This window comes from Nocardiopsis akebiae (assembly GCF_018316795.1).
Lineage (GTDB): Bacteria > Actinomycetota > Actinomycetes > Streptosporangiales > Streptosporangiaceae > Nocardiopsis > Nocardiopsis dassonvillei.
In genome coordinates this window covers 5,148,247-5,167,071 of record NZ_CP074132.1, presented here as the reverse complement: position 1 = coordinate 5,167,071, position 18,825 = coordinate 5,148,247, and the positions used below count along the sequence as shown (strand labels likewise).

At 71.9% G+C, this 18,825-nt stretch carries 20 protein-coding genes; 10 read left to right on the top strand and 10 right to left on the bottom strand.

The features are described 5' to 3' along the window. Positions 1 to 140 precede the first annotated feature (140 nt). The 3 genes from pucL to uraD all read right to left on the bottom strand — a co-directional run bounded on the left by pucL (position 141) and on the right by uraD (position 2,154). Positions 141 to 1,037 carry a factor-independent urate hydroxylase gene (pucL, locus tag KGD83_RS22135; RefSeq protein WP_212644556.1) on the bottom strand — a complete coding sequence of 299 codons (897 nt, stop codon included), beginning with the start codon at positions 1,035 to 1,037 and terminating at the stop codon, positions 141 to 143. A 233-nt stretch (positions 1,038 to 1,270) separates the two neighbouring features. Further along, positions 1,271 to 1,609 carry a hydroxyisourate hydrolase gene (gene uraH, locus KGD83_RS22130; protein WP_212640986.1) on the bottom strand — a complete coding sequence of 113 codons (339 nt, stop codon included), beginning with the start codon at positions 1,607 to 1,609 and terminating at the stop codon, positions 1,271 to 1,273. Continuing rightward, on the bottom strand, positions 1,606 to 2,154 hold the full coding sequence (gene uraD / locus KGD83_RS22125; protein WP_212640985.1) for a 2-oxo-4-hydroxy-4-carboxy-5-ureidoimidazoline decarboxylase: 549 nt from the start codon (positions 2,152 to 2,154) through the stop codon (positions 1,606 to 1,608). The genes uraH and uraD overlap by 4 nt, the downstream gene beginning before the upstream one ends. A gap of 410 nt (positions 2,155 to 2,564) precedes the next feature. Between uraD and KGD83_RS22120 the strand changes: the two genes are divergently transcribed. From KGD83_RS22120 to KGD83_RS22105, 4 genes are all read left to right on the top strand, one after another. Further along, positions 2,565 to 3,362 carry a hydroxypyruvate isomerase family protein gene (locus KGD83_RS22120; RefSeq protein ID WP_212640984.1) on the top strand — a complete coding sequence of 266 codons (798 nt, stop codon included), beginning with the start codon at positions 2,565 to 2,567 and terminating at the stop codon, positions 3,360 to 3,362. An 83-nt stretch (positions 3,363 to 3,445) separates the two neighbouring features. Continuing rightward, positions 3,446 to 4,336 (top strand): 2-hydroxy-3-oxopropionate reductase, encoded by an 891-nt coding sequence (locus KGD83_RS22115; RefSeq protein WP_212640983.1) that lies wholly within the window; start codon positions 3,446 to 3,448, stop codon positions 4,334 to 4,336. A 209-nt stretch (positions 4,337 to 4,545) separates the two neighbouring features. Beyond that, positions 4,546 to 6,261 (top strand): glyoxylate carboligase, encoded by a 1,716-nt coding sequence (gcl, locus tag KGD83_RS22110; protein ID WP_212640982.1) that lies wholly within the window; start codon positions 4,546 to 4,548, stop codon positions 6,259 to 6,261. Between the two features lie 227 nt (positions 6,262 to 6,488). Further along, on the top strand, positions 6,489 to 6,839 hold the full coding sequence (locus KGD83_RS22105) for a hypothetical protein (RefSeq protein ID WP_212640981.1): 351 nt from the start codon (positions 6,489 to 6,491) through the stop codon (positions 6,837 to 6,839). A 145-nt stretch (positions 6,840 to 6,984) separates the two neighbouring features. On the opposite strand, the gene KGD83_RS29175 is transcribed toward KGD83_RS22105, so the two are convergent. Continuing rightward, complete coding sequence (locus KGD83_RS29175) at positions 6,985 to 7,338, bottom strand: PIN domain-containing protein (RefSeq protein ID WP_338036963.1); 354 nt, start codon at positions 7,336 to 7,338, stop codon at positions 6,985 to 6,987. Between the two features lie 17 nt (positions 7,339 to 7,355). After that, positions 7,356 to 7,571 carry a type II toxin-antitoxin system VapB family antitoxin gene (locus KGD83_RS22100; protein ID WP_212640980.1) on the bottom strand — a complete coding sequence of 72 codons (216 nt, stop codon included), beginning with the start codon at positions 7,569 to 7,571 and terminating at the stop codon, positions 7,356 to 7,358. A gap of 223 nt (positions 7,572 to 7,794) precedes the next feature. Between KGD83_RS22100 and KGD83_RS22095 the strand changes: the two genes are divergently transcribed. Then, positions 7,795 to 8,856, top strand: a complete 1,062-nt coding sequence (locus KGD83_RS22095) for an alkene reductase (RefSeq protein ID WP_212640979.1) — start codon at positions 7,795 to 7,797, stop codon at positions 8,854 to 8,856. A gap of 442 nt (positions 8,857 to 9,298) precedes the next feature. Beyond that, positions 9,299 to 10,999, top strand: a complete 1,701-nt coding sequence (gene leuA, locus KGD83_RS22090) for a 2-isopropylmalate synthase (protein WP_212640978.1) — start codon at positions 9,299 to 9,301, stop codon at positions 10,997 to 10,999. A gap of 232 nt (positions 11,000 to 11,231) precedes the next feature. Here leuA and KGD83_RS22085 read toward each other — a convergent pair whose 3' ends face one another. Both KGD83_RS22085 and KGD83_RS22080 read right to left on the bottom strand, forming a co-directional pair. Continuing rightward, positions 11,232 to 11,942: a DUF2625 domain-containing protein gene (locus tag KGD83_RS22085; protein WP_212640977.1), complete on the bottom strand. Its 711-nt coding sequence runs from the start codon at positions 11,940 to 11,942 to the stop codon at positions 11,232 to 11,234. 232 nt (positions 11,943 to 12,174) lie between these two features. Beyond that, complete coding sequence (locus tag KGD83_RS22080) at positions 12,175 to 13,035, bottom strand: CAP domain-containing protein (protein WP_249351990.1); 861 nt, start codon at positions 13,033 to 13,035, stop codon at positions 12,175 to 12,177. Between the two features lie 320 nt (positions 13,036 to 13,355). Here KGD83_RS22080 and recO point away from each other — a divergent pair, with 320 nt between their 5' ends. The 4 genes from recO (at position 13,356) to KGD83_RS22060 (ending at position 16,610) form a co-directional block, all read left to right on the top strand. After that, positions 13,356 to 14,087, top strand: coding sequence for a DNA repair protein RecO (gene recO / locus KGD83_RS22075; protein WP_212640976.1), 732 nt, complete (start codon positions 13,356 to 13,358; stop codon positions 14,085 to 14,087). Continuing rightward, positions 14,084 to 14,905 carry an isoprenyl transferase gene (locus KGD83_RS22070; RefSeq protein WP_212640975.1) on the top strand — a complete coding sequence of 274 codons (822 nt, stop codon included), beginning with the start codon at positions 14,084 to 14,086 and terminating at the stop codon, positions 14,903 to 14,905. Before recO ends, KGD83_RS22070 begins: the two co-directional genes overlap by 4 nt. Beyond that, positions 14,905 to 15,702, top strand: coding sequence for an SGNH/GDSL hydrolase family protein (locus KGD83_RS22065; protein WP_212640974.1), 798 nt, complete (start codon positions 14,905 to 14,907; stop codon positions 15,700 to 15,702). The genes KGD83_RS22070 and KGD83_RS22065 overlap by 1 nt, the downstream gene beginning before the upstream one ends. Positions 15,703 to 15,797: 95 nt before the next feature. Beyond that, positions 15,798 to 16,610, top strand: a complete 813-nt coding sequence (locus tag KGD83_RS22060; protein ID WP_212640973.1) for an SGNH/GDSL hydrolase family protein — start codon at positions 15,798 to 15,800, stop codon at positions 16,608 to 16,610. Positions 16,611 to 16,703: 93 nt separating this feature from the next. Here KGD83_RS22060 and KGD83_RS22055 read toward each other — a convergent pair whose 3' ends face one another. The 3 genes from KGD83_RS22055 to KGD83_RS22045 are packed head-to-tail and all read right to left on the bottom strand — an operon-like array spanning position 16,704 to position 18,800. Then, entirely contained in the window at positions 16,704 to 17,075 is a 372-nt protein-coding gene (locus tag KGD83_RS22055; RefSeq protein WP_212640972.1) for a Fur family transcriptional regulator, read from the bottom strand. Continuing rightward, the gene (locus KGD83_RS22050) at positions 17,072 to 17,974 is read right to left on the bottom strand and encodes a metal ABC transporter permease (RefSeq protein ID WP_212640971.1); all 903 of its coding nucleotides are present in this window, start codon (positions 17,972 to 17,974) and stop codon (positions 17,072 to 17,074) included. The genes KGD83_RS22055 and KGD83_RS22050 overlap by 4 nt, the downstream gene beginning before the upstream one ends. Beyond that, positions 17,967 to 18,800 (bottom strand): metal ABC transporter ATP-binding protein, encoded by an 834-nt coding sequence (locus KGD83_RS22045; RefSeq protein WP_212640970.1) that lies wholly within the window; start codon positions 18,798 to 18,800, stop codon positions 17,967 to 17,969. Before KGD83_RS22045 ends, KGD83_RS22050 begins: the two co-directional genes overlap by 8 nt. Positions 18,801 to 18,825 lie beyond the last annotated feature (25 nt).

Below are 18,825 nucleotides of genomic sequence, written 5' to 3'. Positions count from 1 at the left end.
AGGGCTTGTCCGGGGCGCCGGGAGCTGCCGCCCCGATGGCGTCGTCCGGGGGCTGTTCTTTGAACCCGCCTCAGCTCGTGGGGGGTGGTTCGGGCGCTCGGACACGGACCGAAGCGAAGCGGGGGTCCAAAGAACACTGCCTAGACGAAGCCGGGGACGGTCTTCCAGGCGTCGCCGGGCTCGGGGGCGTCGTCGCGCTCCACGGTGGCCTCGATCTTGCCGTAGGGCCGGTCGGCGGCGAAGAAGACCTCGTTCGGGTTGTCCAGGCCGAACGGGGACAGGTCCACCAGGAAGTGGTGGTTGTTGGGCATGGAGAAGCGGATCTCGGCGATCTCCGGGTGCGCCTCCAGGACGGCCTTGCCCATCTCGTAGAGGGTCTGCTGCAGCGCCAGGCTGTGGGTCCGGGCGAAGGCGTCCAGGCACAGGGCGCGCACCGAGGCGTAGGCCTTGTCGAAGTCGTGCTCCACGCCCACGTAGCGCCAGCGGGCGGTGACGTCGGTGGCCAGGATCCGGTCGGTGGTCTCGGGCAGCGTCGTGTACCTGGTCTTGGGGAAGCCGTGGAACTCCGAGCCGGTGGACTTGAGCACGGACAGCCCCTCGAAGCCCGAGACCACCCACTCCCGGCCGCCCGTCTTGGTGACGACGGCGGTGCGGGTCTCCGCGCCCCTGCGCGAGAACGCGTGGTCGTGCGGCCCGGAGGAGGTCTGGATCCGCTCCCAGGAGTACTCCTGCACCTCCTGGCGGGCCCCGTGCACGTACTCGTGCTCGTCCACGAAGTGGCGGGCCAGGCGCAGCGCGAAGTCCTCGACGGCGCCGACGCCGCCCCACTCGCGGGCCTTGGCGTAGACGGTGTTCTTCTGGGTGTCGGTCGGCAGGCAGGTGCTGTTGTCGCCGAGGGTGTGCACCGTCTCCAGCTCTCCGCGCAACTGGGAGGTGACGTTGACGTCCTTGATCCGGTGCACGTCGGTGTCGCGGTCGACGTGGACGAGGCGGACCTCGGCCTTGCCGTACTGGTTGTCTCCGAGTCGGATGCCCATCAGGGTGAACTCCATCCGTGTGATGCGTGAAGTCGTCATCGTTCGCGCCGTGGCGCAGTGCTACGAGGGAGGACCGCTGTGGTCGTGCGGAAGGACCTGTCGCGCACTCGAAGATTCAGGCTTGCCCTGGCCGGCGAGGATCTCCTGCCCGCCGCTCCCTTCCCGGTCGGCCGTGCCGCCGCGGTGGTCTGTGTGGGTGGTGCCCAGGGGGAGGACGCGTGGCGCCCGCCGGTCTAGGAACCCCGGTAGGTCGAGTAGGCGAACGGGCTCAGCAGCAGCGGGACGTGGTAGTGGGCGTCCTCGTCGGCGAGGTCGAACACGATGGCGACCTCGGGGTAGAAGCCGTGCTGGCCGGTCGACGCGAAGTAGGCGCCGGTGTCGAAGACGATCCGGTGGAAGCCCGCGGGGAGCCGGTCGGGGCCCAGGTCGGGCACGCGCCCGTCGTCGTCGGTGCGGCCCTCGGCGACCGTCCGCCAGGACCCGGCGCCGTCGGCGGCCTCAAGCCGCACGGGCACGCCGCGGGCGGGGCTGCCCAGGGCGGCGTCCAGGACGTGGGTGGTGACGTGGCTCATGCGTCCTCCAGGAGTTTGACGAGGCGTAGTCCGGCGATCCGCCGCAGCTCCCCGCCGACCACGGCCAGTTCGGTGCCGCGGTCGTTGGACAGGCGTGCGACCAGGTCGGCGAGGAGTTCGCGGCTGGAGCGCCCGCTCGCGCAGACGAGGTAGATCTGCCCGAACCTGTCCTCGTACTCGCGCTGGGCGTGGGCGAAGATCCGCTGGACGCGCACGGAGGCGTCGTCGGTGCCGGAGGCGAAGGCGGACTGCTCCCCGCGAGACCAGGCGGCCTCTGCGCCGGCGCCCTCGGCCTTCTCCCCGATGCGGGGGTGGCGGGCCAGGGCGGAGGCGACCTCGTCGGCGGTGACCGCGCGCGCGTGCCCGTCGGCCGAGGCCAGCAGGGCCGCGCGGTCGGGGAAGGGCGCCTCGGACGCGACGGCCGCGACCCAGCGGTCCACGTCCAGGCACTGCGCGAGCGCGGCGCGCAGCTCCTGTTCGGGCAGCGCGTTCAGGCGGGCCAGGCCGGGGTCGGACCCGCTCTGCGGCTCCTCCGGGGTGCTCATGTGGTCTCCCCTGACTTGGCGCGGACCCCGGGTTCCCGTCCGTGGGACTGCGTACCGCCGTGGCCCCGCCAAGGATTTTCGTAGTGCAGATAGCTAATTCCGTATTACGGATTGGGGGGACTCTAGTTGATGCGAGTGTGACCTTGTCAACACTCGCAAGGGGAGATCTGCGAAAAATAACCCGATCTGTGTCCGAGCACAAAGAAGGTCCGACCTTCTTGTCGTCACCCAGGGTTCGGGCCGGGCTTCGGGGGGTTCGCGGGGCCGGTGGGGTCGGGGCGGCGTCGGGGGTGCGAGGGGGTCGGTCTCCGGAGTGGTTGACAAGCGGGGGTGGCCCGGCACACACTTCAATCATTCCTTAAAGCGAAAACTACTTTCCATATTGTGGAAGTAGATGCTGGAGGCAAGGTATGAGCCACACCCTGGGGTACACGGTGAACTGCTCGCTGCTGTTCACCGAGCTCCCCCTCAACGACCGCCCCCGGGCGGCGCGGGAGGCGGGCTTCGACGCCGTCGAGTTCTGGTGGCCGTTCGAGAGCCCGACCCCGCCCAAGGACGAGGTCGACGCCTTCGTCTCCGCCCTCGACCGGGCGGGTGTCCGTCTCAGCGGCCTCAACTTCTTCGCGGGCCAGCTGCCCGGCCCCGACCGCGGCGTGCTCTCGCACCCCTCGCGCAGCGCCGAGTTCCGCGCCAACATCGACGCCGTGGTGCGCATCGCCGAGCGCACGGGAGCCACGGGCTTCAACGCCCTCTACGGCCTGCGCCAGCCGGGTGTGGACCCCGGCGAACAGGACCGGACCGCCCTGGAGAACACCGTCGCGGCGGCCGAGGCCGTGGCGGCGGTCGGCGGCACCGTCCTCATCGAGCCCATCAGCGGGGCCGAGAGCTACCCCCTGACCACGGCCGCGGACGGGCTCGCCTTCGTCGCCCGGGCCGGGGAGGCGGGCGCGGACAACGTCGCCCTCCTGGCGGACCTGTACCACCTCGCCGTCAACGGCGACGACTTCGCCGCCGCGGTCCGCGACCACGCCGCCGAGTTCGGACACATCCAGATCGCCGACACCCCCGGGCGCGGCGAGCCCGGCACGGGACGGCTGCCCATCGAGGAACTGCTCACCGCAGCCCAGACCGGGGGCTACGGGGGGCTCGTCGGCCTGGAGTACAAGCCGACCGTGCCCAGCGCCCAGAGCTTCGGCTGGCTCAACTGATCCCCCAGCCGCGAACCCCGCCACCAGCCGCACGGCACCAGCAGCACAGCACCAGCCGCACACCAGTCACGAAGGGGGCCCTCGTGCCCGTCAAGAAGATCGCCTTCATCGGCCTGGGGATCATGGGTCTGCCCATGGCCGTCAACCTCGTCCGCGCCGGGTACACCGTGACCGGCCACAACCTCAGCCCCGAGCGCGTCGACGCGCTGGTCGCCGAGGGCGGCCTGCGCGGGGGCAGCGTCGCCGGGGCCGTCGCCGACGCCGACGCCGTCATCACCATGGTCCCGGACTCCCCGGACGTGGAGGAGCTCATGCTCGGCCGTGGCGGTGTCTTCGAGAGCGTCAAGCCCGGCACCCTGGTCATCGACATGAGCACCATCCGCCCCGACGTGTCCCGCTCGGTGGCCGGGGCCGGGGCCGAGCGCGGCCTGCGCGTCCTGGACGCCCCCGTCAGCGGCGGCGAGGCGGGCGCGGTCGAGGCCAAGCTCTCCATCATGGTCGGCGGCGCCGCGGAGGACTTCGAGGCGGCCCGGCCGCTCTTCGACGTCCTGGGCACCACCCCGGTCCTGGTCGGCCCGAGCGGCTCCGGCCAGACCGTCAAGGCGGCCAACCAGCTCATCGTCGCGGGCAACATCCAGCTCCTGGCCGAGGCCCTGGTCTTCCTGGAGGCGCACGGGGTGGACACCGAGTCCGGCCTGGAGGTCCTGGGCGGCGGGCTCGCGGGCAGCACCGTGCTCCAGCGCAAGGGCGCCGCCATGCGCACGCGCGACTTCACCCCGGGCTTCCGGATCGCCCTGCACGACAAGGACATGCGCATCGTCACGGACTCCGCGCGCGCCGCCGGGGTCGCGATCCCGCTGGGCTCGCAGGTCGCGCAGTACGTCGGCGCGCTCAAGCACCAGGGCCACGGCGGCCTCGACCACTCCGCGCTGCTGAAGATCGTCGAGCAGCTCTCCGACCGCTCCGAGAAGTAGCGGACCGTCCCTTTCCGGACGCGAGCGCCCGCACCCGGCCCCGAGCCGTCCGTCCCGGTGTTGGCCGCACCGGCGGACACGGCCCGCGCGCCGTCCGGGCCCACCCGCGGGCTCTCCCGCACCCCAGCGGCACCGCGGCACCACCCCTAGCACCCAGCTTCACCACCACACAGCCACCAGCACCCCTAGCACTGAAGGGTTCGCTTCCCATGCCACAGATGCCCGCGATGAACGCGGTCGTGGAGGTCCTCAAGGACGAGGGCGTCGACACGGCCTTCGGCTGCCCCGGCGCGGCCATCCTGCCCCTCTACAAGGCGATGGAACAGGTCGGCGGCATCGAGCACCTGACCGTCCGCCACGAGGAGGGCGCCACCCACATGGCCGACGGCTGGTCCCGGACCACCGGCAAGGTCGGCGTGGCCATCGGCACCTCCGGCCCCGCCGGGACCAACATGATCACCGGCCTGTACACGGCCATCGCGGACTCGGTCCCGATCGTGTGCATCACCGGCCAGCAGCGCACCGACCTGCTGGACAAGGAGGGCTTCCAGGCGGTCGACATCGTCGAGATCGCCAAGCCCGTCACCAAGTGGGCCGTCCAGGTCAAGGAGGCCGCCACCGCTCCCTGGATCTTCCGCGAGGCGTTCCGGATCGCGCGCGAGGGGCGCCCCGGCCCCGTCCTGGTGGACATCCCGGTGGACGTCGCCCGGCGGCTGATCGACTACGACCCCGCCATCGACGCCCCGCTGAAGGTCAACGCCGTCGAGCCGCACCAGCCCCGGGTGGAGCGCGCGCTGGACATGCTGCTGGAGGCAGAACGCCCCCTGATCCTGGCCGGAGGCGGCGTGATCACCGCCGAGGCCTCCGACGACCTGCGCGCGCTGGCCGAGCACCTCCAGGTTCCGGTGCAGGTCACCCTCATGGGCAAGGGCTCCTTCGACGAGGACTCGCCCCTGTACTCGGGCATGACCGGCGTGCAGACCTCCCAGCGCTACGGCAACGCCTCCTTCCTGGAGTCGGACCTGGTCCTGGCGGTGGGCGCGCGCTTCGCCGACCGCCACACCGGGCAGATCGACGTCTACCGGGGCGAGCGCAGGTTCATCCACGTCGACATCGAGGCCACCCAGATCGGCCGGGTCTTCGAGCCCGACCTGGGCGTGGTCTCCGACGCGCGGCTGTTCCTGCGCGAGCTGCTCGCCGCCGCGCGCGCCCGCGGCGCCAGGGCCCGGGTGCGGCCCTGGATCGACCGGGTCGCCGAACTCAAGGCCACCCTGACCCGCCGCGAGGACTTCGACACGGTCCCGGTCAAGGCGCCGCGCGTCTACAAGGAGATCAACGAGGTCTTCGGCGAGGACACCTACTTCGTCACCGCGATCGGCCTGTACCAGATCTGGGGAGGCCAGCACCAGAAGGCGTACAAGCCGCGCCACTACCAGATCTGCGGCCAGGCGGGCCCGCTCGGCTGGGAGATCCCCGCCGCGATCGGCGTCAAGAAGGCGCTCAAGGACACCGAGCCGGACGCCGAGGTCGTCGGGATCGTCGGCGACTACGGGTTCCAGTACATGGTCGAGGAACTGGCCGTGGCCGCCCAGTACGACGTGCCCTACGTCATCATCATGCTCAACAACGAGTACCTGGGCCTGATCCGCCAGGCCTCGATCCCGTTCGACATGAACTACCAGGTGGACATCCACTACGACGAGTACGGAACCGACAACGTCAAGCTCATGGAGGCCTACGGGTGCTCCGGGCGCCGCGTCGTGGAGCCCGGTGAGATCCGAGAGTCCCTGGAGTGGGCGCGCAAGCAGGCCCAGGCCACGTCGCGGCCTGTGCTCGTGGAGATCATGATCGAGCGCGAGGCCAACACGCCGCACGGGCCCGCGATCGACGCGGTCCGCGAGTTCGAGCCGGTCCCGGGGGCCTGACCGCGGGTGTGCCCCGTGCGGAACGCCTGCCACAGTGGACCAAACGGGGCACACCGGACACAGGTGAACCCGCCGTTACAGGTTTGTGTCCGGAGTGTTTCGCGACGTGCGTTTTCTCCCGCCCGCACCTGCGCAAACGTGGAGTCACCTTGACGACGGAGCCGCCGTGCCAGGGAGCGGGAGAACGCAACGGAGCCGTCGTCGGCACTCTCGGAAGTTGGAAAAGCATGTCCCCCCACGCGCGTTTCCTCTCTGCGGCCGCCCTCACGGCCGTCGCGCTCGCCTCCTCCGCCTGTTCCTCCCAGAACGGGTCCGAGGAGGAGTTCCAGGAACTCCTGGCGGAGAGCGGTCTGCCCGGTGACGAACTCAGGATCACGCCGCCGGACTCCGAAGGGTTCTGGTGGGCCACCTACGAGGCCACGCAGGACTGCCAACTGCAGTTCAAGTGGAACGGCACCGACCCGGTGCTGGTCTACGGGGCCCAGACGGACGGCTACCTGGAGCTGGCGCCGGACGAGACCTACGTGGAGTCCTTCGGCCAGGGCAAGGTCCAGCAGGCCTGCCAGGGGGATTTCTGACCGCCCCGGCCCCGGGCGCGCCGCCCGGGGCCGGAGGCCTCAGCAGCATTGGGCGTCCCCTCGCCGACACGGTGCTGGTGCGCACGCCACCAGGTGGTGAACCAGGTTCCGGACTTGGGGCCGGTACGACAGGTCCTCCGCCCTGTCACGCGGGCGATCGTCTCGAAGCCGTTGTCGCAGTGCACCAGTGTGAGCCGGGGAGTTCGGAACAGGCGGCCACCAAGAGGTCCACGGGGCCAGCGCTGCGGTGCTCGTCTCGTGAGGTGAGGACGCGTTGGACCTCCCACGTCCGTCGATAGTCCCTGTCATCCAGATCGACAGGAAGGAGCATCCTGTTGAGCAGGGACACGATGCGATCTCGGTGACTGACGGACCGCGCACTGTACAGGAACTCCAGTTCGGTCACGGGACAGACCGCGACCACTCCGTTCGTGATCGCGTCGTCCCACTCCGGAGAGCCTGCCTGCTCGCAGACACGCGCGAGGGCACTCGTGTCCACGAGGTAGCGGGCTGGGCTCACCGGCGACAGTTCCTCTTGTCGGAGAGGGCCTCCAGGTCCACTCCACCCTCGGCCGCGAGCTCGCGCATCTCGGAGAGCGCCGCGGAGCGGCCAAGTCTCTTCACGGCGTCCCGCAGGGCTGTGTTCACCGTGTCTTTCCCGGTCTTCGTCCCGTACAGCTCGGCGGCTCCGGTGAGTGCCTCGTCATCGACATCGATGAGAACCTTGGTCACGGCAGCCTCCGTATATATCGACGTGAGAAAGGCATGTCTTTCTTGTGCGGCCGTGCCCCGGATTCCGGGAACCCGGACAGTCGACACCGGCCCCGGGGCGGCGGCGCGCGTGCTCGACCTGGCGAAGTGCGTACCCGGTCGACGGCCCCGCGGCGGTTCCTCCTAACGTGAGTGCGTTCCCGAGGGCACGGCCCCTCCCGACCCGCACACCACGGAGTCCGCCTTGAGCGACCTGTTCGATCCCGTCCGGATCGGCCGCCTGCACCTGCCCAACCGCCTGTTCATGGCCCCGATGACGCGCTCGCGCTGCCGCGGGGGCGTGCCCGGTGACATCACCGTCGAGTACTACGCCCAGCGCGCCTCGGCCGGGCTGATCATCACCGAGGGCGTCCAGCCCAGCGTCCGCGGGCAGGGCTACACCGACACCCCGGGCCTGCACAGCGACGAGCAGGTCGCGGCGTGGCGGCGCGTCACCGACGCCGTGCACGAGCGCGGCGGGCACATCTTCGCCCAGATCATGCACTCGGGCCGGGTCGGCCACCCCAGCCTCTACCCCGACGGCGGCCTGCCCGTCGCTCCGTCCCCCGTCGCCTCGGGCGCGTCCATGTACGACGGCAGGCAGAAGCTGGCGCACCCGGTGCCGCGCGAGATGACCGCCGCCGACATCGCCCAGACCCTCGCCGACCACGCCGCGGCCGCGCGCAACGCGATCGCCGCCGGTTTCGACGGGGTGGAGCTGCACGGCGGCAACAGCTACCTCATCGAGCAGTTCCTCTCCGACGGCAGCAACCGGCGCACCGACGGGTACGGCGGCAGCGCCGCCAACCGCGCCCGCTTCGCCCTGGAGGCGGTGGACGCGGTCGTCGAGGCCGTCGGCGCCGACCGCGTCGGCCTGCGCGTCTCCCCGGCCAGCAGGCTCAACGGCATCAGCCAGAGCGACCCCTTGGAGCAGTACCTCGCGCTCCTGGACGGGCTGCGCGGCCGTCCCGGGCTCGCCTACCTGCACCTGACGGAGTCGGCCTCGGCCGAGTACACCGACGCGCTGCGCAAGGAGTGGCCGGGGACCTTCGTCCTCAACCCCGCCTCCGGCACCGACACCGGGCCCGCCGCCGCGGTCCTGGCCGAGGAGCGGGCGGACGCCGTGGCGATGGCCTCGGCCTGGATCGCCAACCCCGACCTGCCCGCCAGGATCAGGACCGGCGCTCCCGTCGCGGTTCCCGACCGGGCAACCTACTACGGCGGCGACCACCGCGGCTACACCGATTACCCGGTCCTGGACGCCTGACGCGAAATCCCGTCGACGGGACCGGCCCGGCCGCCGGCGCGCGGTGACCGCGCTGCCGGCGACGGCCTCGGGTGTTGGCCGCACCCCGGGTCCCGTCGACGGGATCTGGAACAACCCCCCTAGCACTGAAGGGTTCACCGAAAATGTTACAGACACCCCGCCGTTCTCTTGAGGTCGAGGTACCGGTAAAGGGACGGATTCCGCCCGGCGCGCCCTCCGTGACGAGGATTCCCAGGTCATGTGACGCGCATCCCGACATGTGGACACCGGGTACCAGTTCCGGCGGGCCGTCTGCTAGCGTGAGGACCGTTATGCTGCGCGAGCTGCTTCTCCTTAGCGGCCGCGGCGGGGGTCGTTAAAAGGTCGGCTCCCTCGCCGCGGGACTTCGGCTTGTCCTGGTCGACCATGACCAAGCGCCAGATCCACCCGAGGAGCCACCGAGATGGTGCCGCAGCAGAAGCCCAGCCCCATGCCCTTCCACCGCTACAAGCCCTTCGCGCCGGTGGACCTGCCCGACCGCACCTGGCCGTCCAAGAGCATCACCGAGGCCCCGCGCTGGCTGTCCACGGATCTGCGCGACGGCAACCAGGCGCTGATCGAGCCGATGGACCCCGCCCGCAAGCGCGAGATGTTCGAGCTGCTGGTGCGGATGGGCTACAAGGAGATCGAGGTCGGCTTCCCCGCCGCCAGCCAGACCGACTTCGACTTCGTCCGCTCCCTGATCGAGGGCGACGCGATCCCCGACGACGTGCAGATCTCGGTGCTGACCCAGGCCCGTGAGGACCTCATCGAGCGCACCGTGCAGAGCCTGGTCGGGGCCAGGCGCGCCACCGTGCACCTGTACAACGCCACCGCGCCCACCTTCCGCCGCGTCGTCTTCCGCGTGGACCGCGAGGCCTGCAAGGACATCGCCGTCCAGGGCATCCGGCACGTCATGCGCTTCGCCGAGCAGTACCTGGGCGAGACCGAGTACTTCGGCTACGAGTACTCGCCCGAGATCTTCGTCGACACCGAACTGGACTTCGCCCTGGAGGTCTGCGAGGCCGTCATGGACGTCTGGCAGCCCGGCCCGGGCCGCGAGATCATCCTCAACCTGCCCGCGACCGTCGAGCGCTCCACGCCCAACGTCTACGCCGACCAGATCGAGTGGATGAGCCGCAGCCTGTCCCGGCGCGAGCACGTGGTCGTCTCGGTGCACCCGCACAACGACCGCGGCACCGGCGTGGCCTCGGCCGAGCTGGCCGTCATGGCCGGGGCCGACCGCGTCGAGGGCTGCCTGTTCGGTCACGGCGAGCGCACCGGCAACGTCTGCCTGGTCACCCTGGGCATGAACCTGTTCAGCCAGGGCGTGGACCCCAGGATCGACTTCTCCGACATCGACGAGATCCGCCGCACCGTCGAGCACTGCACCCAGCTGCCGGTCGCCCCGCGCCACCCCTACGGCGGCGACCTGGTCTACACCGCCTTCTCCGGCTCCCACCAGGACGCCATCAAGAAGGGCTTCGCCGCCCAGCAGGAGGCCGCCGCCGACGCCGGGACCCCGGTGGAGGAGTACGTCTGGGACGTGCCCTACCTGCCCATCGACCCCAAGGACGTGGGCCGCAACTACGAGGCGGTCATCCGGGTCAACAGCCAGTCCGGCAAGGGCGGCGTCTCCTACATCATGCAGCGCGACCACTCGCTGGACCTGCCGCGGCGCCTCCAGATCGAGTTCTCCCAGGTCATCCAGAAGTTCACCGACGCCGAGGGCGGCGAGTTCGCCGCCGGGCGCATCTGGGAGATCTTCTCCCAGACCTACCTGGCCGAGGGCGGCCCGGTCGCGGTGCTGGCGCACCGCTCCACCACCGACAGCGACGGCACCTACCGGATCGAGGCCGACGCCCGGGTCAACGGTGAGATCCGCGAGCTGACCGGCACCGGCAACGGCCCCATCTCCGCGTTCTGCGACGCCCTGACCGGCGTCGACGTCAAGGTCCGCGTCATGGACTACGTGGAGCACTCCATGGGCGGGGACGGCGACGCCCGCGCCGCCGCCTACGTGGAGGCCGAGATCGACGGCCGCGTGGTGTGGGGAGTGGGCATCCACAGCAGCATCACCACGGCCTCGCTCAAGGCGCTGTGCAGCGCCATCGCGCGCGTCTGACACGCGCACGCCAGAGGGAGCGCGGGGCCGCGACCGCCGGGTCGCGGCCCCGGCCCGTTCCCGGCAGCTGTGAAGTGTTCCGCTGAGGCTTTCGGATCAGCGAGCGGCCGTCCGGGCAATCTCTCGCAAGACTGTTCGCGCAGGTCGGCCTGATCGGCTTCTCAAGCCAAACCGGCGCAGCGAGAGGCAGCCCGGTGGTCGCGCGGGCCGGGAACGCTCCGAGGAACACGACCTAGAGCAGGCCGAACGGCCCGGGGTCGGGCAGGCCCAGGGTCGCGCACGACTCCCGGTGCGCGCCGGCCAGCTCGCCCAGCGCGACCGGTCTGCGCGAGGTCGCGGCCATGTCCTGGCGCGCCTCGGCCGTCCAGGGGGAGGGGCGCAGCGACAGCCCCCGCGCCAGGTCCAGCGCCTCGGCCTCCTCGCGCCAGCCCGGCCAGCGCAGGGCGCGGTAGAAGTCCTCCAGGTGGCCGTCCAGCAGCCACAGCAGCCAGCCGGAGTAGGCCGTCTCCAGCGGCTCCCACTCCAGGGAGTCGGGCGCGAAGTAGACCATCTCCCCGGGCCTGCCGGGATAGTCCCCGCCCTCCGCCGCGGGCCCGTTGAGGGCGAACACCCCGCCCAGCACGTCGTGGGCGACCACCAGCCGCGGCGGCGGGCCGTACACCACCGCCGCGCTCAGGTCGTTGACCTCGCCCAGACCGGGCAGCTCGGCTCCGCCGCCGCCGTGGACGCGCAGCCACCCGCCGTCGAGGATCAGGCCGCCGGACTCCAGCGCCATCGCGCCCAGGAAGGACCGCGCGGTCACCTGGAGGCGGTGCAGGCACGTGCGGCCCCGCTCGGGGTCGACGGGCAGGGCCCGTACGGCGGCCCCGCCCCGCTCCAGGCGTTCGGACAGCAGCGGCCAGGCGGGTTCGTCCACCTCGACCAGTTCACTCAGCTCGCGCACAGGGCCACCTCCCGTCGGGCCGCGAAGGGTCGCGACGGCGGTCCACACTACCGGTCGGCGCCGACGCGTCCGCCGAGGCCTCCGGGAGGGCGAACGGGGCGGCACGCCCTTCGAGCCGCTGACCGCGCGCGTGCGCCCGGCCTCCAGCGCGGCCCGGCAGCAGCACTCCGCTCGCGCACGCGGGGACGTCCTCCCGGGAGGGGAGGACGTCCCCGCGTGCGCGAGCCGGAGGTCACTCCCAGCCGAACATCTGGGTCCAGGCGCTGCCGGACTCGCCGACGCCGATCGCGACCAGGTCGCAGTTGAGGATGTTCCTGCGGTGCCCGTCGCTGTTCATCCAGGCGTCCATCACCTGCTGGGGGCTGGTCTGCCCCTTGGCGACGTTCTCCGCGCCCCAGGCGTCGTAGCCGTGGCGGTCGGCCCGGTCCCCGGGGCCCTCGCCCTCGGGGCTCTCGTGGCTCATGTAGTCGCGCCGGTCCATGTCCTCGCTGTGCTCCTGGGCGGCGGCGGTCAGCCGCGAGTCCACCCGCAGCGGGCCGCAGCCGGCGTCCGCGCGCTGGGCGTTGACCAGGGTCACGACCTGGTCGGTCGACCCGGCCGAGGGGGCGTCGAAACCGCTGTCGCCGCCACCGCCACCGCCGTTGCCTCCGCCGTCACCGCCGCCCGAGCCGCCGCCATCGCCGGACTCCGAGCCGCCGCCGTCACCTCCACCGGTGTCCTCGTCCCCGCCTTCCTCGGCCAGGGAGGAGGCCTGCGCGCTCTGCGGCTCGCCGCCCTCCCCGGAGGGCGCGGGCTCCCGCTCCGGCGCCGCGGTGGGCGAGGCGAAGAAGTCGGCGTCCTCGGAGGCCTCGGGCACGAGCGAGTCGTCGGTGACCGCGGTGCCGAGCCCTCCCTCCCGAGCCTGGCCGTCCGCCGCGTTCTGGAAGGGGCTGAGGCCGGTCTCCGCGCCGGTGAACAGCAGTGCGCCCGCCACGACCAGGCCGACGGGGACCGCGGCCATGGGCACCGCGAGCGGTATCGAGCGCAATCCGCGCCCGGTGCGGCGGTGTCGGTCGGCGCTCTTCCTGCGCCTGCCTCGGCGACCACGCGCCATGGGGCCCTCCTCGGGAAGTGGGACGTCGGGGCACGGGCGCGACGGGGCGCCGCTCGCGCGGGGTCCGCGCTCCGGGCGGCCCTCGCTCGTGCCCCGCGGGTCTCGGGTGAACCCGTGTCGGGGAGCGCGCGGGATGCGCGCGGCTGCTCCGGGAGAGTGCCGCGGGGGAAGGGCGGCGGGCCCGACGCGGAGCGCCTAGCGCGTGAGAGTAGAGCAAATGTCGCAAAAAGGGAAACCAAACTGTAATAAAGCTGGTCATAGAGGGGTTTCGTGCTGCACCGTCCGCGTGGACGGTCCGCGGCATCCGCGACAATGGGGGTGTGAGTCTCTACCGCGACGAGGGTGTCGTCCTGCGCAACCAGAAGCTGGGCGAGGCCGACCGCATCATCACCCTCCTGACCCGGCGCACCGGCCTGGTCCGCGCCGTCGGCAAGGGGGTGCGCCGCACCAAGTCCCGCTTCGGCGCCCGCCTGGAGCCGTGCACCCACGTCGACCTCCAGCTGCACGCGGGCCGCACGCTGGACGTGATCACCCAGGCCGAGACCGTGCGGGCCTACGGCGAGGCGGTGGTGTCGGACTACTCCCGCTACACCGCCGCCACCGCGATGCTGGAGACCGCGGAGAAGGTCGTCTCGGTCGAGAAGGACCCGGCGCTGCGCCAGTTCCTCCTGCTCATCGGCGCGCTGCGTACCCTGGGCGAGGGGAGCCACGACTCCCGGCTGGTCCTGGACGCCTACCTGCTGCGCTCGCTCGCGGTCGCCGGGTACGCGCCCTCCCTGGCCGAGTGCGCCCGCTGCGGCAGCCGGGGGGAGCACCGCGCGTTCGCGGTCCACGCCGGAGGTATGGTCTGCACGGTGTGCCGTCCCCACGGCTCCGTGCACCCGTCACCGGACACGCTCCGACTCATGTCGGCGCTGCTCGGAGGGGACTGGGAGAGCGCGGACGCCAGCGAGGACAGGCAGCGCTCCGAGTGCAGCGGGCTGGTCGCGGCCTACCTACAGTGGCACCTGGAAAACGGAATCCGATCACTGCGCCATGTGGAGCGTTCTTGAGTCTGTTCAGCTTCGACACCGGTAAACGGCGGGAGTACTCCGCGCCCGTTCCGCACCCCAGCGGCGCGCGTCCCCCCGAGCTCCCCGCCCAGCTGGTGCCCCGGCACGTGGCCGTGGTCATGGACGGCAACGGCCGTTGGGCCAAGGAGCGCGGGCTGGCGCGCACCGAGGGGCACAAGGCCGGTGAGTCCTCGCTCTTCGACGTGATCGAGGGCGCCCTGGAGATGGGCGTGGCCAACCTGTCCGCCTACGCCTTCTCCACCGAGAACTGGAAGCGCTCGCCCGACGAGGTGCGCTTCCTCATGGGCTTCAACCGCGACACCATCCGCAGGCGCCGCGACGAGCTGCACGCGCGGGGGGTCCGCGTCAAGTGGGCCGGGCGCGCGGGGCGGCTGTGGAAGAGCGTCATCCGCGAACTCCAGGACGCGGAGGAGATGACCAGGGACAACACCGCCCTCACCCTCCAGTTCTGCGTTAACTACGGCGGCCAGGCCGAGATCGTCGACGCCGCGCGCGAGCTGGCCCGCAGGGCGGCGGCGGGCCTGATCTCCCCGGAGAAGATCACCGAGGACACCCTCGCCCAGTACCTCTACGCCCCCGACGTGCCGCCCGTGGACCTGTTCGTGCGCTCCTCCGGCGAGCAGCGCACGTCCAACTTCCTCCTCTGGCAGTCCGCCTACGCCGAGTTCGTCTTCCTGGACACGCTCTGGCCCGACTTCGACCGCCGCGACCTGTGGCGGGCCTGTGAGATCTACGCGAGCCGGGACCGCCGCTACGGCGGTGCCGTGCCCAACCCCGTGGCGGAGGAGAAGAAGTGATGGCAGGTTCGGACGGTCCGCTGCTCAGGCCGGGCATGTCGCTCGTCTCGGTGGGGGACAGCTTCACCGAGGGCGTGGGGGACCCCTACCCTGAGCCGGGCGCGGGCTTCCGCGGCTGGGCCGACCGGCTGGCCGAGCACCTGGCGGACGACCTGGGCGAGGTCCTGTACGCGAACCTGGCGGTGCGCGGCAAGCTCATGCGCCAGATCGTCACCGACCAGCTCCCGCCCGTCCTGGAGATGTCCCCGGACCTGGTCACCCTGAGCGCGGGCGGCAACGACCTGCTGCGCCCGGGCGGGGACCCCGAGCGGATGGCCAGGATCCTGGACCACACGGTGGGCCGCCTGCGCGCCGCGGGGAGCCAGGTCGTGCTCTTCACCGGCGTCAACGTCACCACTGGTTACATGCGCGGCACCATCGGCCTGTTCGCGCGCTACTACATGCACGTGCGCGCCGTCGCCGACAAGCACGGCTGCCTCCTGGTGGACCAGTGGCCGATGCATGTGCTCACCGACCCCCGCGCCTGGGACGAGGACCGGCTGCACATGTCCCCCGAGGGGCACCGCCGCCTGGCGCTGCGCGTGGCCGAGGTGCTGGGCGTGCCGGTGACGGAGCGCTGGGACGAGCCGTGGCCGCACAGTGAACCGGTCGGCTGGGCCCGCGCGCGCCGGGAGGACCTGACCTGGGTCAGGGAGTCGCTCGGCCCGTGGATCGGCCGCCGCCTGACGGGGCGCTCCTCCGGTGACACGGTCACGGCCAAGCGCCCGGAGCTGTCCCGGATCACCAAGGACCGCTGACCGCGGCCGTCCCGGTGTGAGGTGGCTCCCAAAACGCCGGAAACGATCAACCTACTGTCGCGTAACCCTGGCGCGGAGTTGGATGATCGGGCACTATGAGCGGTTTTGGGACGAACTTGGTGCACCAGGACATCCTGTCCTACGTCGCCCTCGGTGACAGCTTCACCGAGGGCATGAGCGACCCCTACCCGGACGGCGGCGGCGCGCCCGACGGCCGCTACCGGGGGTGGGCCGACCGTCTGGCCGAACACCTCGCCGACCACGTCGCCGAGGTGCGCTACGCCAACCTCGCGGTGCGCGGCAAGCTCATCGGCCAGATCGCCGAGGAGCAGGTCCCCCGCGCGGTGGAGCTCTCGCCGGACCTGATCACGCTGTGCGCGGGCGGCAACGACATCATCCGCCCCGGCAGCGACCCCGACGCCGTGGCCGTGGCCTTCGCCGCGGCTGTGGAGGAGCTCAGCCGGACCGGCGCGCGCATCGTGGTCTTCACCGGGTTCGACACCAACTGGCAGCCCGTGATGCGCCACATGCGCGGCCGGATCGCCACGTACAACATGCACCTGCGCGCCATCGCCGACCGCTACGGCTGCGACGTCGTGGACGTGTGGAGCATGCGGGTCCTGGACGACGCCCGCGCCTGGAGCTGGGACCGCCTGCACCTGTCCCCGGAGGGCCACCGCCGTATGGCGCTGCGCGTGGCCGAGGTGCTCGGAGTGCCCGTGGAGGGCGACTGGAAGCAGCCGTGGCCGCCCGCCGACCCCCGCGACTGGCGCTCCGCCCGTCAGGAGGACCTGCACTGGGCGCGCGAGTTCCTGGTGCCGTGGATCGGCCGCCGCCTCACCGGTCGCTCCTCGGGGGACAACGTCAGCCCCAAACGCCCCAGCCTGGACCCGCTGCGCCGGGACTGACGCCCCGCGGGGCGCCTCGCGCACGACGCGTCGGCGCTCCGGGCGCGGACCCGCCGGGCGGGGGCGGCCCCGACAGCGCCCGGCCGCCCCCGCCTAGGAGCAGTTGGCGCAGGTCCCGAAGACCTCCACGGTGTGCGTCACACCGGTGAAGCCGTGCTTGGCGCCCATCTCGGCGGCCCACTTCTCCACAGTGGGCCCCTCGATCTCCACCGCGGTCGCGCACACCCGGCACACGATGTGGTGGTGGTGGCTCTCGGTACCGCACGCCCGGTAGACGGCCTCGCCCTCGTCGGTGCGCAGCACGTCCACCTCACCGGAGTCGCTCATCGCCTGGAGCGCCCGGTAGACGGTGGTCAGGCCGATCTTGGAACCGTCGGCGCGCAGGTCCGCGTACAGGTCCTGGGCGCTGCGGAAACCGTCGGAACCGGTCAGCGCCTCGCGGACCGCTTCGCGTCGTGTACTCATGGTCTCACCCTCCCCCGCTCAGTCTGGGGCATCGTACCGGTCGGACTCCCACCTGCGGGATCGAAGGCCGCCGCGGAGCGGCGCCCCGAGGCGCGGCGCAGCACGCCGCCGACCGCCACGGCCAGGCCGAAGGCGGCCAGTGCCAGCAGCACGATCGTCGCGCCGGGGGAGAGTTCGGCGTAGAAGGACGTGGTCAGGCCGCCCACCGAGGACAGCAGTCCGATCAGCACGGCCAGGACCATCGTCACCCGGAAGCTCCTGGTGAGCTGCTGGGCGGCGGCGACCGGGACGATCATCAGCGCGCTCACCATGAGCACGCCCACCACGCGCATCGCGATCACCACCGTCAGCGCGGCGGTCACGGCCAGCAGCACGCTCAGGAAGCGCACCGGCAGCCCGTGGGCCCGCGCCACCTCCTCGTCCTGGCACAGCACGAACAGCTCGCGGCCGAAGACCGCCACCACCGCGATCACCCCGGCGGTGAGCACGCCCACCACCCACAGGTCGGACTCCTCCACCGTGCTCACCGAGCCGAACAGGTAGGAGACCAGCGTGGCGTTGCTCGCCCTGGGCGTGAGCCCGATGAGCAGCACGCCACCGGCGATGCCGCCGTAGAACAGCAGCGCCAGGGCCACGTCCCCGCTCGTGCGGGCGCGCACCCGCACCAGTTCGATGAGCACGGCGCCCAGTGTGGCCACCACGGCCGCGGTGAGCACCGGCGAGGTGCTGGTGAGCAGGCCCAGCGCCACCCCGGTCAGGGCGACGTGGCCGATCCCGTCGCCCAGCAGGGCCAGGCGCCGCTGGACGAGGTAGGTGCCGATGATCGGGGTGACCAGGCCCACGAGCACCGCCGCGACCAGCGCGCGCCGCATGAACTCGTAGTGGAGCAGCTCAGTCACGGCCGGGTACCTCGAGTCGGATCATCTCCGCGGCCGTGGAGCCCGCGGAGTCGGGAGCGTTGGGGTCGGGGTGGGGGTGCTGGTGCTCGTGTCCGGGCCGGGCGCACGCGCCGGTGGGCGCGGGCGCGGCGCCGTCGTGCACCACGCGGCCCGACTCCAGCACCACTGCGCGCTCGATCACGTTCTCCAGGGGGCCCAGTTCGTGCAGCACCAGGACCACGGTCGCGCCGCGCCCGCGCAGGCGGGCGATGGTCTCGGCCAGCGCGCGCTGGTTCTCGGCGTCCACACCGGCCATGGGCTCGTCCATGACGAAGGTGTCGGGCCGACCGGCCAGGGCGCGGGCGATGAGCACGCGCTGCTGCTGGCCGCCGGAGAGCTCGCGCACCGCGTGGCGGCCCCGGTCGGCCAGCCCGACGGTCTCCAGGGCCTCGTCCACGGCCGCGCGGTCGGCGCGGGTGGGCAGGGACAGGCGTCGGCGCGAGGCGACCTGGCCGGAGGCGACGATCTCGCGGACGGTTGCGGGGACGGCGCCCCCGGCGGTGAGCCGCTGGGGCACGTAGCCGATCCGCCGCCAGGCGCGGAACCGGCGCAGCGGGACGCCGTGCACCAGGACCTCGCCGGAGGTCAGGGGCACGATGCCCAGCATCGAGCGCATCAGGGTGGACTTGCCGGAGCCGTTGGGGCCCAGGACGGCCATCGTCTGGCCCGCGGGCACGTCGAGGCTCACACCGTCGAGTACGGGGACGCCGTCGTAGGCCACGCGCGCGTCGACGGCCTGGAATGCGGGCGGCGCGTCGCCCGCGACGGCCGTGAACTGGTCAGACACGGTTCCATTATCACGAAAACGAAAA

What these genes read in the sequence shown, in the direction of transcription:
- KGD83_RS22105 (WP_212640981.1), top strand. Translation starts at nt 6,489, where the DNA reads ATGTCCCCCCACGCGCGTTTCCTCTCTGCGGCCGCCCTCACGGCCGTC.
- KGD83_RS22080 (WP_249351990.1), bottom strand. Translation starts at nt 13,035, where the DNA reads ATGGCGCGTGGTCGCCGAGGCAGGCGCAGGAAGAGCGCCGACCGACAC.
- gcl (WP_212640982.1), top strand. Translation starts at nt 4,546, where the DNA reads ATGCCACAGATGCCCGCGATGAACGCGGTCGTGGAGGTCCTCAAGGAC.
- uraD (WP_212640985.1), bottom strand. Translation starts at nt 2,154, where the DNA reads ATGAGCACCCCGGAGGAGCCGCAGAGCGGGTCCGACCCCGGCCTGGCC.
- KGD83_RS22065 (WP_212640974.1), top strand. Translation starts at nt 14,905, where the DNA reads ATGGCAGGTTCGGACGGTCCGCTGCTCAGGCCGGGCATGTCGCTCGTC.
- pucL (WP_212644556.1), bottom strand. Translation starts at nt 1,037, where the DNA reads ATGGGCATCCGACTCGGAGACAACCAGTACGGCAAGGCCGAGGTCCGC.
- KGD83_RS22120 (WP_212640984.1), top strand. Translation starts at nt 2,565, where the DNA reads ATGAGCCACACCCTGGGGTACACGGTGAACTGCTCGCTGCTGTTCACC.
- leuA (WP_212640978.1), top strand. Translation starts at nt 9,299, where the DNA reads ATGGTGCCGCAGCAGAAGCCCAGCCCCATGCCCTTCCACCGCTACAAG.
- KGD83_RS22055 (WP_212640972.1), bottom strand. Translation starts at nt 17,075, where the DNA reads ATGAGTACACGACGCGAAGCGGTCCGCGAGGCGCTGACCGGTTCCGAC.
- KGD83_RS22060 (WP_212640973.1), top strand. Translation starts at nt 15,798, where the DNA reads ATGAGCGGTTTTGGGACGAACTTGGTGCACCAGGACATCCTGTCCTAC.
- uraH (WP_212640986.1), bottom strand. Translation starts at nt 1,609, where the DNA reads ATGAGCCACGTCACCACCCACGTCCTGGACGCCGCCCTGGGCAGCCCC.